Origin of the sequence: Limimaricola cinnabarinus LL-001, assembly GCF_000466965.1 — a bacterium.
Classification (GTDB): Bacteria; Pseudomonadota; Alphaproteobacteria; order Rhodobacterales; family Rhodobacteraceae; genus Limimaricola; species Limimaricola cinnabarinus.
The window spans coordinates 113,035-129,100 of record NZ_BATB01000003.1 but is presented as its reverse complement, the minus strand read 5'-3'; the positions used below and the strand labels follow the sequence as shown (position 1 = coordinate 129,100).

Below are 16,066 nucleotides of genomic sequence, written 5' to 3'. Positions count from 1 at the left end.
ACTGGGCGAAGATCCGCACAAGACAAGGCACAAACTGTGTGGAAAACCACACAGTCACTCGTGCCTGTAATCTTCGGGCCGCAGGTCATGGCGCGCCAGCTTGTCGTAGAAGGTCTTGCGCGGCAGCTTGAGCGCCTCGGCAGTGCGAGTGGCGTGGCCCTCGTGACGGCGCAGCGCCTCAATCAGCAAGGAGCGCTCGACGCGCGCAAGCTGCTCGGCGAGGCCCGGCTCGTCCTGCGCGAGGACTGGGGCTTCGAGGCCGGGATCGAGGCCCATCGCCACGCGCATCGCCACCGAGGTCAGCGCGCGGGCGTTGCCGGGCCAGTCGCGCGCCATCAGCCGGGCGAGCAGCTCGGCTTCGATTTCGGGCATGGGCAGGTTGGCCTGCTCGCAGGCCTGCGCGACGTAGTGGCGAAACAGCACCGGGATGTCGTCGGGCCGCTCGCGCAGGGCCGGGATCGTCACGCGCATCAGGTCGAGCCGCCAGAACAGTTCGGCGTTGAGCCGCCCCGCCTCGGCCTCCGCGCCCGGATCGCGGGTGCTGCCGCCGATGACGCGGGGCCGCGCGCCACCGCTTTCGAGCCGGTCGAGCAGCGCGTACTGCGTGCCCGGCGGCAGCGCCGCGATCTCGTCGAGATAGAGCGTGCCGCCGCCCGCCTCCTCCATCGCCGCCACGAGACCGGCCTCGTCGAGCCCGGCCCCTGCCCGCTTGACGAAAGGCGCGCGGGCCGAGGCCGAAAGAAGGTGGATCACCTCGGCCACCTTGGAGGTGCCGCTGCCTGGCGGGCCGCAGACCAGCGCCTCGGCCGAGCGCGCGCAATGGCGCGCACCTGCGTCCGCATCGCCTCGGCCTGCGGCGACCGGCCCACCAGCATCCGCGCCGCGGCGTCGCCCTCAACCTTGGCGGCTTGCGCACGGCGCGCGGCCAGTACCTCGGCCCGCAGGCCCAGGGCCTGCTTCACGGCAGCGACGAAATTCTTGGGACCGCAGGGCTTTTCGAGAAAGCCATGCGCGCCCTGCTCCATCGCCCGCACCGCCATCGGAATGTCTCCCTCACCAGTCAGCAGGATCACCGGCAGGTCGGGATCGACCTCGCGGGCGCGGGCCAGAAGGTGAAACCCGTCGCGCCCCGGCATGCGGATGTCGGTGACGATCACGCCGTCGAACTCGGGCGCGATGTGGTCCTTGGCCGCGACGTAGGAGCCCGCGAGGATCGGGTCGAGATCGCACAACTCCAGCGTCTGGCCCAGCGCCTCGCGCACCTCGCGGTCGTCATCCACCAGCAATACCTTGGTCGTCATGCCGCCTCGCTCGCCCTCGCGCGGTCGAGTTCGACCGTGAACTCCGCGCCGCCATCCTCGTGGTTGCGGCCCCGGATCGCGCCGCCAAAGCTCTGCACGAGGCCATAGGAGATCGAGAGCCCGAGGCCCATCCCCTCGGAGGCCCCGACCTCCTTGGTGGTGTAGAACGGATCGAAGATCCGGTCCGGCGCGCTGATCCCCGGCCCGCTGTCACGCACGATGAGCCGAACGCGGTCCCCGCCCTGCGCGATATCGATGGCGAGGCGCTTGGCCTCGCGGCCCTCCATTGCGTCGATGGCGTTGCCGACGAGGTTGAGCACCACCTGCTGCAGCCGCACTTCGCCGCCGCGCACCAGTACTAAGGCGGCGGGCGGGGTCCACAGAATTTCGACCTCGGCCTGCCGGGCCCGCGCGCCCGCCATCTCGAGCGCCGCCTCGACCACGGCGATCAGATCGACATCGACCATCGCCTCGCTCTCCTGCCGAGCAAAGGCACGCAGGTTGCGGATGATCCGCCCCATGCGGCGCGCCAGCTCCGAGATGCGGCCCAGATTGCGGCCCGCCGCCTCCGGATTGCCGCGTGCGAGAAAAGTCTCGGCGTTCTCGGCAAAGCTGCGGATCGCCATCAGCGGCTGATTCAGCTCGTGGCTGATCCCGGCCGACATCTGGCCCAGCGCCGACAGCTTGCCCGCCTGCACCAGATCGGCTTGCGCGCGCCGCAGGCGCGCCTCCGCCGCCGCCCGCTCGGCCACCTCGCGCTGCAGGTTGGCATTGACCGCCTGCAGCGCCACGGTGCGCCGCGCCACCCTCTCTTCGAGCCGGGCATTGGCGCGCGCCAGCGTGCGCCGCCGGACCGTGGCGAGGAACAGCAGCGCCCCGAAGGCGAGGCAGAGCGCAGCGGCGGCGGCGGCCTGCAACAGCGCGATGCGCCGCGCGGGCGCGGTGTCGAGCAGCGCCTCGCCCCGAAGCCCGATCACCGGAAGCGGCTGCGTCAGGTGCAGGCCGCGCTCGGGCAGATAGGGGCCGGCCCGCATGCGCCAGATCTCGTGCCCGGCGGTGTGGTGACGCGACACGAGGCCCAGATCGCTGCGGCCCACCAGTTCGGAGCGGTTCGACACGAAGACCCGGTCGGCATCATCGGTGAAGAACAGCGCCGGGCGATCGCCGCGCCAGCTCGCCTCGATCGCCTCGACATCGGTGATCACCAGAACCGCGCCGATGACCGGGCCGTCCGGAGAGAAGATCGGCGCGGCGAAGAAGAAGACGCGTCGACCGTAGCGTCGGCTCGACAGATGCGCCACGCCGAGAGCGCCGTCCATCGCCCGTTCGAACCAAGGCGTTCCCGCATCCCGTCGTCGTGTCACCCGGCCCGCCGCCGCGATCTCGCGCCCTTCGGTGTCGAGCAGCACGATGTCGAGCGCGCCGGTCATGTCGGCGGTCTGGCGCAACAGCGCCTCGGCCCGGCCCGCATCCGGCCCCGTCAGCCGCGGCGCGAGATAGGGATGGCGCGCGGTCAGCACCGAAAGCTGGCGATAGCGCTGCAATTCTCCGGTCAGCCGGTCGGAGGCCAGCGCGAGATCCGCAGCACCCCGGCGCGACATGTCAGTCAGGGCGGCGCGATACCCCCAATGCTGCACCGCCAGCGCGAGCGCCGTCACCAGTGCCAGAAATCCGAGCACCCGCAGCGCCCGCCTGATCCGCGATCCGTCCATCGCCGCATCCTATCGCTTGCGCGCTTGCCAAGACCAGAGCCACGGGTCACGGTCTTGTCATGCAGGAATTGACCCAAGCCCCGACCGAGACCGCCTTTGTGCAGGACCCCTACCCGTTCTACGACCGGGCAAGGGCGACGGGGCCATTGTTCCGCTGGACCGATTACGGCATGGCCTGCGCCACCACGCACGAGGCGGTGTCGCTGGTGCTGCGCGACCGGCGCATGGGCCGCGAGGCGCCGGTGGAGCACGCGGCCGAGATCCCCGACCATCTCTCGGCCTTCTACGCCTGCGAGGCGCATTCGATGCTGGAACTGGAGCCGCCCGCCCACACGCGGCTGCGCGGTCTGGTGCTGCGCGCCTTCACTTCGCGGCGCGTCAACGCCCTCGCGCCCGAGATCGAGGCGCTGTGCCACCGGCTGATCGACGGGTTTCCGCAAGGGCCGTTCGACCTTCTCGACACCTATGCGCGGCAGGTGCCGGTCATCGTCATCGCCCGTCTCATGGGCCTGCCCGAAAGCCGGGCCGACGATCTGCTGGCCTGGTCCAACGCCATGGTCGGCATGTATCAGGCAGGCCGCACCCGCACCATGGAGGACGCCGCCGAGATGGCGACGCAGGCGTTCTGCGACTTTCTCGCCGTCTATATCGCTGACAAGCGGCGCAGCCCCGGTGACGACCTGATCTCGGAGTTGATCGCCGCCGAGGAAAAGGGCGAGAAACTCACCACCGAGGAGTTGGTCTCGACCTGCATCCTGCTGCTGAACGCGGGCCACGAGGCGACGGTGCACAGCTTGGGCAACGCGGTAAAGACGCTGCTCGAACAGGATCACCGCGAGATCGACGCGCCCTGCATCGAGGAGCTGCTCAGGCTCGATCCGCCGCTGCACATGTTCACCCGATGGGTCTATGAGGATCTGGAGATCCTCGGGCACCGCTTCGCACGCGGCGACCGGATCGCCTGCCTGCTCGGCGCGGCCAACCGCGACCCCGCGGCCTATATCGACCCGCATCGCTTCGACCCGCGCCGCGAGGGGCCCGCGCATCTGGGCTTCGGCGCGGGCATCCATTTTTGCGTCGGCGCCCCGCTGGCGCGGCTGGAGATGCGGATCGCCCTCACATCCCTGATGCGGCACTGCCCCGACCTCAAGCTCGCCGAGCCGCCGCGCTACGCCGATCTCTATCATTTCCACGGGCTGGAGAAGCTGACGGTCCGCGCGTTCTGAGACCAGTTCAGAGCGGCAGCGCCACCGTCGACTTGATCTCCTCCATCGACAGGAGCGCAGTGACGCTCTGCACCCGCACCTCGGCGATCAGAGCCTGATAGAAGGCGTCATAGGCGCGCGCGTTGCGCACCCGCACCTTGAGGATGTAATCGATGTCGCCCGCCAGCCGGTGAGCCTCCTGCACCTCCGGGCGGTCGCGCAGTGTGGCGAGGAACTTGGCCTGCCAATCGGCCTCATGCGCGCTCGTGCGGATCAACACGAAGAAGCAGGCCTCGAAGCCCAGCGCCTCGGCATCGAGGATGACGGTCTGCGGTCCGATGATGCCACGCTCGCGCATCTTGCGGATCCGGTTCCAGACCGGCGTCTTGGACGACCCCACCGCCTTGGCGATGTCGTCGAGCGACCGGCCCGCATCGCGCTGCAACTCGATCAGGATCTTCCGGTCGATCTCATCGGGCTGGAACGACATTCGCGGCTCTCCTCCAATCTGGAACGCATGTCCCCCCAATTGCCCATGGCGGAACACGCATTCCTTATCTGCCCCGATGGGTGGCCAAAAGCAAGACATCTGTCCTATATCAGCCCCTGAACACAAGACGGAGATCGCGCCATGCCCCGCAAGTTCACGCCCAAGGTCGTGACCGCCAACCGCCTTCTCGAAGGTGACGCCGTCTGGCTGACCGCCGAGGGACGCTGGACCCCGGACATGCGCGAGGCCGAACTGCTCGACGAGGAGGCCCATGCCGAACTGCGGCTGCTCACCGCGCAGTCGGACGCGGCCACCGTCGTCGGCCCCTATCTCGCCGATGCCGTGGCGGGCGCCCAAGGCCCCGAGCCGACGCATTTTCGCGAAACCTTCCGCACACGCGGGCCGTCGAACTATGCCCACGGCAAGCAAGTGGAGCTCTGAGCATGTATCATTACAACGACTTCGACCGCGCCTTCGTCCAAGAGCGCGTCAACCAGTTTCGCGGCCAGGTGGAACGCCGGATCGACGGCTCGCTCACAGAGGACGAGTTCCGTCCGCTGCGCCTGATGAACGGGCTGTACCTGCAGCTGCACGCCTACATGCTGCGCGTGGCGATCCCTTACGGCACGCTCAATTCCGACCAGATGCGCACGCTGGCGCTTCTGGCCGAGAAGTGGGACCGCGGCTACGGCCATTTCACCACCCGTCAGAACATCCAGTACAACTGGCCGGCGCTGCGCGACGTGCCCGAGATGCTGCAGGCGCTGGCCGATGTCGGCCTGCACGCGATCCAGACCTCTGGCAACACGATCCGCAACGTGACCGCCGATCACTTCGCCGGTGCCGCCGCCGACGAGATCGCCGATCCGCGCCCCGTGGCCGAGCTGTTGCGCCAGTGGTCCACCGATCACCCGGAATTCCAGTTCCTGCCGCGCAAGTTCAAGATTGCCGTCACCGGCGCCGCGCATGACCGCGCGGTGATCCAAGCGCATGACATCGGCATCCAGATCGTTAAGAACGCCCATGGCGAGATCGGCTACAAGCTGCTCGTGGGCGGCGGTCTCGGCCGGACCCCGATGATCGGCAAGGTGATCGAGGAGTTCGTCTCCCAAGACGACCTGCTGCCCTATTGCGAGGCGATCGTTGCCGCCTACAACCTGCTGGGCCGGCGCGACAACAAGTACAAGGCACGCATCAAGATCACCGTTTTCGAGAACGGCCTCGAGGCGTTCCGCGACGCGGTGAACGAGCAGTTCGCCCGCACCAAGCCCGCCTTTTCGGGCGTGGACGTGAAGCTCTTCGAGGAGATCCGCGCGCAATTCGCCCCGCCCGCGTGGCGCAACGCACCGCTCAAAGCCTACGACGACGCCTATGCCGCCGATGCGCTGTTCCGCTCATGGGCCGACACCAACCTGACCGCGCATCGCGCCGAAGGTTATGCCATCGTTTCGGTCTCGCTCAAAAAGCATGGCGAGACGCCTGGCGACGCCACCGCCGAGCAGATGCGCGTGCTGGCCGATCTCGCCGATCTTTACGGCCATAACGAGTTGCGCATCAGCCACGAGCAGAACGTGATCCTGCCGCATGTCCACAAATCGGACCTGCCCAAGCTGCACGCCAAGCTGCGCGAGCACGGCCTCGCCACCGCCAATATCGGGCTGGTGTCGGACATCATCGCCTGCCCCGGCATGGATTACTGCGCGCTGGCCACCGCCCGCTCGATCCCGGTGGCCCAGCAGATCGCGCTGCGCTTCGAGGAGTTGAAGCTCGAGCACGACGTGGGCCCGCTCAAGATCAAGATCTCGGGCTGCATCAACGCCTGCGGCCATCACCATGTCGGCCATATCGGCATCCTCGGCCTCGACCGCGCCGGCGTCGAGAACTACCAGGTGACGCTGGGCGGCTCGGGCGACGAAACCGCGAGCATCGGCGAGCGTGCCGGCCCCGGCTTCTCGGCCGAGGAGATCGTGCCTGCGGTCGAGCGGCTGGTGCTGGGCTATCTCGACCTGCGCTCAAGCCCCGACGAGACGTTCCTCGCCGCCTATCGCCGCCTCGGGCCCGCGCCGTTCAAGTCGGTGCTCTATCCCGAGCAAGAGGCGAAACGGGAGCGGGCCGATGCTGCATGAGACGCCGCATCGCATCGACGAGACCGTCGCCGAGCTGAACGCCCGCTACCGCCACCATGGGGCGACGGCGGTGCTTGAAAAGGCCCTGTCCGAGCATGCGCTCGGGCGGATCGCCATGGTCAGCTCCTTCGGTGCGGAATCGGTCGTGCTCCTGCACCTCGTTTCGGTGATCGATCGCACCACGCCGGTGCTTTTCGTCGACACCGAGATGCTGTTTCCCGAGACCCTCGCCTATCAGCAGGATCTCGCGGAGCGGCTGCGCTTTACCGACATGCGGACCATCAAGGCCCGTCCCGAGGCGTTGGCCGAGCATGACCCCGAGAACTTGCTGCATCGTTCGAACACCGATCTGTGCTGCGCCATCCGCAAGACCGAGCCGCTTCAGCGCGCGCTTTCCGGTTTCGACAGCTGGATCACCGGACGCAAACGCTACCAGGGCAAGACCCGCGCGGCGCTGGAGTTCTTCGAGAACGAGGACGACCTGCGGATCAAGATCAACCCGCTGGCCCACTGGACCAGCAGCGACCTGCAGGACTATATCGCCGAGAACCGCCTGCCGCGGCACCCGCTGGTGGCCCAAGGCTATCCGTCGATCGGTTGCGCGCCCTGCACCAGCAAGGTGGCGGCGGGCGAAGACCCCCGCGCAGGGCGCTGGCGCGACAGCGACAAGGAAGAATGCGGCATCCACTTCGTGAATGGCAGAATGGTGCGCGGCAAGCCCGCCGACGCCTGAAACCGCACCGGACCGCAAGCAGACAGGGGCGCGGCCCCGAGAGGATGAGATGACCGTGATCGTGACCGACAAGGGCTTTGACCCCGATGATTTCGAAGGCGGCTTCGTGCCGCTGGCCGAGGCGAGCGCCGAGGACACCGCGATCGAGATCGCGCCCGCCGACGATCCGCGCACGTTGGTGGGTCGGCTGGGCGAGGTCGCGGCGATCCGCGTGACCTTCCCCGCCTTTTCGGACGGGCGCGGCTTCACCCATGGGCGCGACCTGCGCTCCTTGGGCTTTACCGGTCGGCTGCGCGCGACCGGTCACGTGATCGCGGATCAATACGCCATGGCCCGGCGTTCGGGTTTCGACGAGGTCGAGATCTCCGATGATCTGGCCCAGCGCCAGCCCGAGGATCAGTGGCTGGCCCGCGCCGACTGGAAAGCCCACGACTATCAGGCGCGGCTGCGCGGCTGAGCCGCCTTTACGCCGCCCGCCCCCTCCCCTATTCGAGCCGAGCGAGAAAGACATGACCGAGCAAAGCCCAGTGACCCAGACCAACGCCGCCCGCGTGGCCCAATCTCCCGATGCGCAGGTCGTCACCGCCGTGCGTCACTACACCGACAGCCTGTTCTCCTTCCGGATCACCCGGCCGGCGAGCTTGCGCTTCCGCTCGGGCGAGTTCGTGATGATCGGCCTGATGGGCGACAACGGCAAGCCGCTCATGCGCGCCTATTCCATCGCCTCCCCCAACTGGGACGAGGAGCTGGAGTTCTACTCGATCAAAGTTGCCGACGGCCCGCTCACCTCCAAGCTGCAGCACATTCAGGAGGGTGACCATATCATCCTGCGCCCCAAGCCGGTAGGCACGCTGGTGCATGACGCTCTGATCCCCGGCAAGCGGCTGTGGCTGTTCTCGACCGGCACCGGTTTCGCGCCCTTCGCCTCGCTGCTGCGCGACCCCGAGACCTTCGAGAAGTTCGAACAGGTCATCGTCACCCACACCTGCCGCGACGTGGCCGAGCTGACCTATGGCCGCGAGCTGGTGGAGAGCGTCAAGACCAACGAGATGCTGCGCGAGCTGATCGGCGAGGAGAACCTCGACAAGCTGGTCTACTACCCGACCACGACGCGCGAGGAGAGCGCGAAGATGGGCCGCATCACCCATCTCATCGAGAATGGCGAGCTGTTCTCGGATCTCGGGGTGCCGGCGCTCGATCCCGAGACCGACCGCGCGATGGTCTGCGGCAGCCTCGGCTTTAACCTCGACATCAAGGCGCTTCTGGAACAGGCGGGTCTGCGCGAGGGTGCCAATTCCGATCCGGCCGAGTTCGTGATCGAGAAGGCCTTCGTCGGCTGATCCCGACCGGGGACGAACGCCGGAAACGACGACGCCGCGCGGATCGCTCCGCGCGGCGTCTTCGATTGCGGGGGGCGCGGCCCGGCATGCGGGCCGCGGCTGCGATCACTCGACGCCCAGCTCGGCGCGAATGTCCTCGAGCAGCGAATCGCGGATCGCGGGATAGCGACGCGCGCGTTCGAGCGCGTTGGCCAGCTGCTCCCTGCGAGTGACCTCAAGCGCGCTGTCGGAGATCGCCTGCTGCACGGCCTCGTAGTCGAAGCTTTCGGGGCGCAACGCCTCTTCGAGGATCGCGAGACCTTCGTTGGTCCCGGCGACCTCGGTGTCGGCTGCGGCTTCGGCGGCGTTCTCGACCTCTTCGGCCAAGGCCTCGTCGTCGAGCATGACCACCGGCTCGGTGCCCTCGGGCGCGGGCATGGTCTCGGCCTCGACCTCTTCGGTCAGGGCCTCGGCATCCGCTGCAACGTCCCCTTCGGGCGGGGTGATTTCGCCCATTTCATCATTGGGTTCGATATCGGCGGCGGGCGCTTCGGCCTCTTCATCCACGATATCGGCGGCGGGGGGTTCGGCCAGTTGATCGATGCCGTCGTCATTGATCGCGGAGTTCGTTGTGACCTCGGCGTCGTCGCCGCCCCAGATGCTTGTCACCACGACAACCGCGAGCACCGCGGCGACGATGATGCCGACAATTTTCATCATTGTGCTCATCCTTGTTGAAAATCCTGAACCTTTGTCGGCCCACATAGCGCACGATATGGCAGATGCCATGGCGCGAGGGAAGCGCAGGGTATCAAATGGCCTTGTTTTGCAGCTTGAAACGCACTACCGGGGCGACTACCTTTCGCCCTACCCAATCGAACAACCGAAGGACGTGCACCATAGCCCGCAGACCTCATAACGCGCCCCCCACGCGCGACACCGGCCCCCGCGTCAACGATCGTATCCGCGTGGCCGAAATCCGACTGATTGGACAGAACGGCGAGAATGTCGGCGTCGTCAGCCCCGAGCGTGGCTTGGCGCTGGCCGAGGAGGCCGGTCTCGATCTTGTCGAGATCTCGCCCAATGCCGTGCCCCCGGTCTGCAAAATCATGGATTTCGGCAAGTTCAAGTACGAGACGCAGAAGAAAGAGGCCGAGGCGCGCAAGAACCAGAAGACCTTCGAGATAAAGGAGGTCAAGTTCCGCCCCAACACCGATACGAACGATTACGACGTGAAGATGCGGAACGTTCTGCGCTTCCTCGAGACCGGCGACAAGGTCAAGGTCACGCTGCGCTTCCGGGGCCGCGAGATGGCGCATCAGGAACTGGGTCGCGAGCTGCTCGAGCGGGTGGCCGAGGACGTGTCCGAGATCGGCAAGGTCGAGAACATGCCCAAGATGGAAGGCCGCCAGATGGTCATGATGATCGGCCCGATCCAGAAATAAGCCGATCGCTACCCTATCGACAGGAAAGGCCACCCGACGGGGTGGCCTTTCGTTCATCAGAGGGTCGCTCCGGGGCGCCGCAGCGCAGCGACGATCCCTGCAAGGATCGACACCGCGATTTCGGCCGGGCCGCGCGCTCCGATATCGAGCCCCACCGGCGCGTCGAGCCGCTCAAGCCCGGACACTCCCTCGCCCACGAGACGTTCGAGCCGCTTGGCATGGGTGCGCGTTGAGCCGAGACAACCGATATAGAAGGCCCGCGACTCCAGCGCCGCCCGAAGCGCCGGGTCGTCGATCTTCGCGTCATGCGTCAGCGTGACCACCGCCGTGCGCGCATCCGGGGCGAGCGCCCCCAGCGCCGCATCCGGCCAATCATGGATCAATCGCGCGCCGGGAAACCGTACCTGCGCTGCGAAGGCGTCCCTTGGATCGACGATGGCCACGTCGAAGCCCGCGATACGCGCCATCGGCACCAGCGCCTGCGCGATATGCACGGCCCCGACCACCACAAGCCGCAAGGGCGGATTGTGCAACCCGACGAAGCGTCCGTCGGGATCGATGCCGGATTGGTCGCCCGCGAAACGCTCGGCATGGGCGTCGGGCCCTTCCAGCACCCGCCGCTCGCCCTCCAGATCGACCACCAGCGCCACCGGCCGCCGCTGCGCGCGCGCCGCCACCAGATCGGCAAGCAGCGCTTCGTCCATGGCTCCGCCGACCGGATCGACCAGCACCCGGATGCGCCCGCCGCAGCCCAAACCCACCGCGAAGGCGTCCTCGTCGGCCACGCCGTAATCGAGCAGGCGCGACAGCCCATCCGCGATCGCGGCCATGGCCTCGGTAACCACCGCGCCCTCGACGCAACCGCCCGAGACCGAGCCTTCCATCGCGCCGAACCGATCAACCACGAGCTGGCTGCCCGCCGCGCGCGGCGCCGAGCCCCATGTTTCGATCACGGTGGCTAGGGCGGCGCCTCGTCCCGCGCGGTGCCAGTCGAGCGCGATGGCGGGGATATCGGGGAATGCATCTGTCATGCAGCCAAGCTAACCTCCGCCAAATATGCGACAAGCCGCAAAGCGAACGGGCCGCCCCGAAGGGCGGCCCGTTGCCGTATCGCGTCATATCGCCGTGATCGGATTACTGCGCCGAGGCGACCTGCTGCAGCAGCGGCGTGATCCGGCGAACCGAGGCGCGGCGGTTGGCCTGCTCGTCGGTTTCGGTTTGCACTTTGAGGAACCGCTCACCATAGCCCTGGACCACGAGGTTCTCGGGCGGGATGTTGAAGTTCTCGGTCAGCGCCAGAGCCACCGTTTCGGCGCGGCGATCCGACAGCGCCAGATTGAACGCGTCATTGCCGACCGCATCGGTGTGGCCTTCGATCAGGAACACCTCGCGGGGGTTCTCGGCCAGCCGGTCCTCGATCGTCAGGCCCAGATCCACGAGGGTCGCGGCCTGTTCGGGGCGCAGCGCAGCAGAGCCCGACGCGAAGGTGAGCGTGTCGAGGTCGATCGCCGGGACCAGCGCCCGAACCGCTTCGATCTCGCGCACCTGACGCAGGGAGTAGCTGCGGCCGGTATCGACCGCCTGCTCGGCGCGCAGGGCTTCGAGAAGCGCCGCCCGGTCAGCTTGGGCTGCCGACAGGTTGACCGGCGCGGGCTCTATCTCGCGCAGGCTGCGCACGTCGACGGGCTCGGACTGGGCGAGATCGTCGAAAAGCTCGACCTCGGTGCCGTCGGCAAAGATCCGGCTGCGGCGCAGGACCTGGCCCTGCGCGTTGCGGATCGTCACGACCTGCGTGCCGTCCTCACGCGTCAGTGTGGAGCGCGAGGAGCCGTCCGAAAAGGTCTCGGTGCGCAGATCGGCGCCGGGCTGACGCAGCAGAGCGTCGTCGTCACGGTAGATCTCGAGACCGTTGTCGCCCTCGACCACGACGCGGTCGCCGGTGTTGGCCACGACCTCACGGTTGTTGTTGAGCAGCGAGCCCACGGTCACGGCACCGATGCCCAGAAGCAGCGCCTTCTGGAAGTTGGAGAGACCGTCATCATCATCGCTCTCAACCGCAGCGGCGGCGTCGGCATCGGAGCTCACGGAAGCGGCGAATTCCTCGTCGCTCTGGCGCGAGTTCTCCTCGTCGATCTCGGTCTCGACGACCTCGGCAGCCTCGGCATCGGCGCTGGCAGCGGCGGCAGCGGCCACCTCCTGCTGAGGTTCTTCGGCAGTGGGATCGATTTCTTCCAGATCATCCTGGGCGCGGCGTTCGGCGCGACGCTCGGCACGTTCGGCCCGACGCTCGGCCCGCTCTTCTTCGGTCATCTGCGCCGCATCGCCTTGAGTTTCATCGGCGGTCTCAGCCGTGATCTCGTTCTGCGCCTCAGTCTCAGTCTCGGCTTCGGCCATGGTTTCGGCTTCAACTTCGGTAGAGGTCTCGGCTTCAGCTTCGGTAGAGGTCTCGGCTTCGAGCTGCGCCGCCATCGCGGCCTCCAGATCCGCCTGCTTTTCGGCCTTGCGGGCTTCGCTGTTCATATCGGCAGCTTCGGCAGCCTCAGCCTCAACAGCATTTTCGGCTTTTGCAGCCGCATCTGCATCCGCAGCAGCCTGAGCGTCAACGGCAGCTTGAGCGTTAGTCTCAGCTTGGGCGTCAGCGGCGGCCTGAGCGTCAGCGGCAGCTTGGGCGTCTGCGGCAGCTTGGGCGTCCGCGGCAGCCTGAGTGTCAGCGGCGGCCTGGGCATCAGCCGCAGCCTGTTCCTCGGCTGCACGAGCAGCGTTCTGCTCCGCCTCGGCTTCGGAGGCTGCTTCGAGCGCCTCGTCTTGCTCGGCAGCCTCGGTCTCGGCCTGCGCCGCGGCCTGAGCTTCGAGTTCGGCCTGCAGATCGGCAGCGCGGGCGTCGTCTTGCGCAGCGGTTCCTGCAGTGGCTTCCGTGGTGGCTTCGGCCTCTGCTGCCCCAGCATCGGCCATACCCGGAGCCTCGGCCCCGCTCTCGGCCTGAACATCGCTCTCGTTCGTCGCAGGGACGGTGTCGGCAACGTTGGCGGAAGCCGTCGCGGCATTCGCGGCCTCGATCGCGGCAGCGCGCGCATCGGCCACGGCTTGGCGCAGATCATCATCCGAGCCTTCGCGCAGCAGATCGATCGACAGGCCGTACTCCGTCAGCAGCGCCGCATCGAGACGGTCTTCGACCGCCAACGCCCGCAAGGTCTCGATCGGCAGATCGAGCAGCGGCGTGCCCGTTTGCGGATCCTGAGCGCAGGGCGGCACGGCGCCGTCAAGGCAGACGAGCGGTCCGGCGCCATCGCCCTGACCCGACGCGCCCTGAGCTTGGGCGACCGCGCTTCCATAGGGCATCATCAGCGACAGGCTGGCCACGAGGGCCGTGCTGGTTCGATAGGTACGCTTCATTCTATTCTCCTCTCGGGCCGGTCTCCGCGGACCGCGGCGATGGCGTCGGCAAGGCAACGCTTCCGGCACCGTCCCCAGTTCCATCGCCCCCCTCGGCTATGCAATAACACCGCATAGACATTGGGCGACAGGCCGCCGGTCGCGACGGAAATTGAGCACCTGCCTTGCCAACTTCCGCCGCAATGGCGCAGGATTTTGAACAGCCATGGGACAGCCTGTCCCGCGTCCCCAGCCATGGAGCGCCAGATGACCGAAACCATGCCCGTTCTGGACGAGGATCTGAGCGGCCTGACCCCGCAGGACTGGCATGAAAGGCTCGACCGGATCGGTGATGCGCATGGCTATTACGAGCGGCTGGGCCCTGAACACGCGGCCCTGTTCGTCGATGCAGGGCCGAAGCTGCTCGTCACCTTCGAGACCCGCGATGCGATTCGCCGAAGCCCCCGGGCGCTGCCGCGCGGCTTCGAGGCGGTGGCGCGCAATGGTTGGTCGCTGCTGGCGCTGATCTCCGAGGGTGACGGGCTGTTCCGCGCGCCGCGGGTCTGGGGCTATATCGACCGCCTCGTGGACGAGGGCTTCTTCGAGGATTTCGATCGCGTCCTGTTTTACGGGCATCATGCGGGGGGCTATGCCGCCGCCGCCTATTCGGTCGCAGCCCCCGGCGCGCGGGTGCTGGCGTTGCGCCCGCTCGCCACGCTGGACCCCGAGATCGCGGGTTGGGACCGACGCCTTCTGGGCGCACGTCGGCTCGATTTCTCCAGCCGCTACGGCTATGCGCCCGACATGGTGGACGCAGCCGCGCGCGTGACCGTCCTTTACGACCCGCACCATGCCGCCGACGCGATCCACGCGGCACTCTACAGGCGGTCCAACGTCACGGCACTGCGCGCCGCCCATGCGGGCACGCGGCTCGAACAGATTCTCGATCAAGGCGGCGTCGCCGCACCGCTGCTGGATCTCGCGATGGAGGACCGGCTCGACAAGGTCGCCTTCGCCCGTCTGTGGCGCGCGCGTCGTGGCAACGCGACCTATCTGCGCGGCCTGATGCGGCGGATCGAATCGGCGGACCGGCCCGCGCTTCTGGCCCGGCTGTGCCGCCACGGGCTCACCACCTCCGAGGCGCAGCACTACGCCCGCAGGCTCGAATTGCTCGGAGAGCCGGCGCGGCCGATCCCCGTCGCCGTATCGCGCGCCAGTTGATCCGCGAATGACCCCGGGACCGGGCGGATCGTGACCTATGGTCAGGCCCGGCCGGTCGGTGTAAGGCAGCGGCCATGAAAGACGTACGCCCCACCTCGATCACCCTCCGCCGCCCCGATGACTGGCACCTGCACCTGCGCGACGGCGCGATGCTCGAGGCCATGGCGCCCGAAAGCGCCCGCCATTTCGGGCGCGCCATCATCATGCCCAACCTCGTGCCGCCCGTCGTCACCGCCGCGCAGGCCGAGGCCTACCGCGAACGCATCCGCGCCGCCCTCCCCGAGGGATCGGGCTTCACGCCGCTGATGACGCTGTATCTCACCGAGGACACCGATCCCGAGGAGGTGCGTCGCGCCCATGCCAGTGGCATCGCCACCGCCGTGAAGCTCTACCCGGCGGGGGCCACGACCAACTCGGCCTCCGGCGTGCGCGATTTCGACAAGGTGCGGCCCGTCTTCGAGACGATGGCCGAGATCGGCATGCCGCTTTGCGTGCATGGCGAGGTGACCGACGGCGCGATTGACATCTTCGACCGCGAGGCGGTGTTCATCGACAAGGTGCTCAAACCGATCCGCCGCAAGACGCCGGACCTGCGCATCGTGATGGAGCATGTCACAACGGCGGATGCGGTGGATTACGTGCGTGACAGCCCGCGCAACCTCGCCGCGACGATCACCACGCATCACCTGATCATCAACCGCAACCACATCCTCGCAGGCGGCATCAAGCCGCATTTCTACTGCCTGCCAGTGGCCAAGCGCGAACGCCACCGCGTGGCGCTGGTGCAGGCGGCGGTCTCGGGCGATCCGCGTTTTTTCCTCGGCACCGACAGCGCGCCGCACAGCGATCCGGCCAAGCTGCAGCCCTGCGGCTGCGCGGGCATCTTCACTGCGCCCAACACCATGTCGTGCCTCGCCGAGGTGTTCGAGGCGGCGGGACGGCTGAGCCATCTCGAAGCCTTCACCTCGCTCAACGGGCCGCGCTTCTACAAGCTGCCCGTCAACGAGGACACCATCACGCTGGTCCGGGGCGCACCCGTGACCTATCCCGAACGGATCGAGACCGGCGACGGCCCTGTTACGGTGTTCGACCCGGGCTTCGCGCTGCACTGGCGCGTCGAAGACTGATCCCCCACAGACGAA

Annotated in this window: 14 protein-coding genes and 1 pseudogene; 9 read left to right on the top strand and 6 right to left on the bottom strand. The window is 67.6% G+C overall.

Annotated features, from left to right (window positions below):
* Positions 1-54: 54 nt before the first annotated feature.
* Both MBELCI_RS02390 and MBELCI_RS02385 read right to left on the bottom strand, forming a co-directional pair.
* Positions 55-1,301, bottom strand: a pseudogene (locus tag MBELCI_RS02390) (sigma-54-dependent transcriptional regulator).
* The gene (locus MBELCI_RS02385) at positions 1,298-3,013 is read right to left on the bottom strand and encodes a sensor histidine kinase (protein WP_021692550.1); all 1,716 of its coding nucleotides are present in this window, start codon (positions 3,011-3,013) and stop codon (positions 1,298-1,300) included. Before MBELCI_RS02385 ends, MBELCI_RS02390 begins: the two are co-directional and overlap by 4 nt.
* 59 nt (positions 3,014-3,072) lie before the next feature.
* Here MBELCI_RS02385 and MBELCI_RS02380 point away from each other — a divergent pair, with 59 nt between their 5' ends.
* Positions 3,073-4,239: a cytochrome P450 gene (locus tag MBELCI_RS02380; protein WP_021692549.1), complete on the top strand. Its 1,167-nt coding sequence runs from the start codon at positions 3,073-3,075 to the stop codon at positions 4,237-4,239.
* 7 nt (positions 4,240-4,246) lie between these two features.
* Here the strand turns inward: MBELCI_RS02380 and MBELCI_RS02375 are convergent, their stop codons facing one another.
* Entirely contained in the window at positions 4,247-4,708 is a 462-nt protein-coding gene (locus tag MBELCI_RS02375) for an Lrp/AsnC family transcriptional regulator (protein WP_021692548.1), read from the bottom strand.
* A 141-nt stretch (positions 4,709-4,849) separates the two neighbouring features.
* Here MBELCI_RS02375 and MBELCI_RS02370 point away from each other — a divergent pair, with 141 nt between their 5' ends.
* From MBELCI_RS02370 to MBELCI_RS02350, 5 genes are read left to right on the top strand one after another with little or no spacing between them, the layout of a single operon-like run.
* Positions 4,850-5,149 (top strand): DUF2849 domain-containing protein, encoded by a 300-nt coding sequence (locus MBELCI_RS02370; RefSeq protein ID WP_021692547.1) that lies wholly within the window; start codon positions 4,850-4,852, stop codon positions 5,147-5,149.
* Positions 5,150-5,151: 2 nt separating this feature from the next.
* Positions 5,152-6,834 carry a nitrite/sulfite reductase gene (locus MBELCI_RS02365; RefSeq protein WP_021692546.1) on the top strand — a complete coding sequence of 561 codons (1,683 nt, stop codon included), beginning with the start codon at positions 5,152-5,154 and terminating at the stop codon, positions 6,832-6,834.
* Entirely contained in the window at positions 6,824-7,567 is a 744-nt protein-coding gene (locus tag MBELCI_RS02360; protein ID WP_021692545.1) for a phosphoadenylyl-sulfate reductase, read from the top strand. The genes MBELCI_RS02365 and MBELCI_RS02360 overlap by 11 nt, the downstream gene beginning before the upstream one ends.
* Before the next feature lie 49 nt (positions 7,568-7,616).
* Positions 7,617-8,024, top strand: a complete 408-nt coding sequence (locus MBELCI_RS02355; protein WP_021692544.1) for a DUF934 domain-containing protein — start codon at positions 7,617-7,619, stop codon at positions 8,022-8,024.
* A 52-nt stretch (positions 8,025-8,076) separates the two neighbouring features.
* Entirely contained in the window at positions 8,077-8,907 is an 831-nt protein-coding gene (locus MBELCI_RS02350) for a ferredoxin--NADP reductase (protein WP_021692543.1), read from the top strand.
* Positions 8,908-9,012: 105 nt separating this feature from the next.
* On the opposite strand, the gene MBELCI_RS02345 is transcribed toward MBELCI_RS02350, so the two are convergent.
* Complete coding sequence (locus MBELCI_RS02345; RefSeq protein ID WP_021692542.1) at positions 9,013-9,606, bottom strand: hypothetical protein; 594 nt, start codon at positions 9,604-9,606, stop codon at positions 9,013-9,015.
* A 179-nt stretch (positions 9,607-9,785) separates the two neighbouring features.
* Here MBELCI_RS02345 and infC point away from each other — a divergent pair, with 179 nt between their 5' ends.
* A complete protein-coding gene (gene infC / locus MBELCI_RS02340) occupies positions 9,786-10,331 on the top strand; it encodes a translation initiation factor IF-3 (protein ID WP_369385339.1) in 546 nt (181 codons plus the stop codon).
* Between the two features lie 56 nt (positions 10,332-10,387).
* Here the strand turns inward: infC and MBELCI_RS02335 are convergent, their stop codons facing one another.
* Positions 10,388-11,362: an XdhC family protein gene (locus MBELCI_RS02335; RefSeq protein WP_021692540.1), complete on the bottom strand. Its 975-nt coding sequence runs from the start codon at positions 11,360-11,362 to the stop codon at positions 10,388-10,390.
* Positions 11,363-11,465: 103 nt separating this feature from the next.
* The gene (locus MBELCI_RS20665) at positions 11,466-13,724 is read right to left on the bottom strand and encodes an OmpA family protein (protein ID WP_021692539.1); all 2,259 of its coding nucleotides are present in this window, start codon (positions 13,722-13,724) and stop codon (positions 11,466-11,468) included.
* Between the two features lie 246 nt (positions 13,725-13,970).
* Here MBELCI_RS20665 and MBELCI_RS02325 point away from each other — a divergent pair, with 246 nt between their 5' ends.
* Both MBELCI_RS02325 and pyrC read left to right on the top strand, forming a co-directional pair.
* Positions 13,971-14,924, top strand: a complete 954-nt coding sequence (locus MBELCI_RS02325) for a hypothetical protein (RefSeq protein ID WP_021692538.1) — start codon at positions 13,971-13,973, stop codon at positions 14,922-14,924.
* Positions 14,925-14,998: 74 nt separating this feature from the next.
* Positions 14,999-16,051 carry a dihydroorotase gene (gene pyrC / locus MBELCI_RS02320; protein WP_021692537.1) on the top strand — a complete coding sequence of 351 codons (1,053 nt, stop codon included), beginning with the start codon at positions 14,999-15,001 and terminating at the stop codon, positions 16,049-16,051.
* Positions 16,052-16,066 lie beyond the last annotated feature (15 nt).

What these genes read in the sequence shown, in the direction of transcription:
- MBELCI_RS02370 (WP_021692547.1), top strand. Translation starts at nt 4,850, where the DNA reads ATGCCCCGCAAGTTCACGCCCAAGGTCGTGACCGCCAACCGCCTTCTC.
- pyrC (WP_021692537.1), top strand. Translation starts at nt 14,999, where the DNA reads ATGAAAGACGTACGCCCCACCTCGATCACCCTCCGCCGCCCCGATGAC.
- MBELCI_RS02325 (WP_021692538.1), top strand. Translation starts at nt 13,971, where the DNA reads ATGACCGAAACCATGCCCGTTCTGGACGAGGATCTGAGCGGCCTGACC.
- MBELCI_RS02380 (WP_021692549.1), top strand. Translation starts at nt 3,073, where the DNA reads ATGCAGGAATTGACCCAAGCCCCGACCGAGACCGCCTTTGTGCAGGAC.
- MBELCI_RS02365 (WP_021692546.1), top strand. Translation starts at nt 5,152, where the DNA reads ATGTATCATTACAACGACTTCGACCGCGCCTTCGTCCAAGAGCGCGTC.
- MBELCI_RS02345 (WP_021692542.1), bottom strand. Translation starts at nt 9,606, where the DNA reads ATGATGAAAATTGTCGGCATCATCGTCGCCGCGGTGCTCGCGGTTGTC.
- MBELCI_RS02360 (WP_021692545.1), top strand. Translation starts at nt 6,824, where the DNA reads ATGCTGCATGAGACGCCGCATCGCATCGACGAGACCGTCGCCGAGCTG.
- MBELCI_RS02385 (WP_021692550.1), bottom strand. Translation starts at nt 3,013, where the DNA reads ATGGACGGATCGCGGATCAGGCGGGCGCTGCGGGTGCTCGGATTTCTG.
- MBELCI_RS02355 (WP_021692544.1), top strand. Translation starts at nt 7,617, where the DNA reads ATGACCGTGATCGTGACCGACAAGGGCTTTGACCCCGATGATTTCGAA.
- MBELCI_RS02375 (WP_021692548.1), bottom strand. Translation starts at nt 4,708, where the DNA reads ATGTCGTTCCAGCCCGATGAGATCGACCGGAAGATCCTGATCGAGTTG.
- MBELCI_RS20665 (WP_021692539.1), bottom strand. Translation starts at nt 13,724, where the DNA reads ATGAAGCGTACCTATCGAACCAGCACGGCCCTCGTGGCCAGCCTGTCG.
- MBELCI_RS02335 (WP_021692540.1), bottom strand. Translation starts at nt 11,362, where the DNA reads ATGACAGATGCATTCCCCGATATCCCCGCCATCGCGCTCGACTGGCAC.
- MBELCI_RS02350 (WP_021692543.1), top strand. Translation starts at nt 8,077, where the DNA reads ATGACCGAGCAAAGCCCAGTGACCCAGACCAACGCCGCCCGCGTGGCC.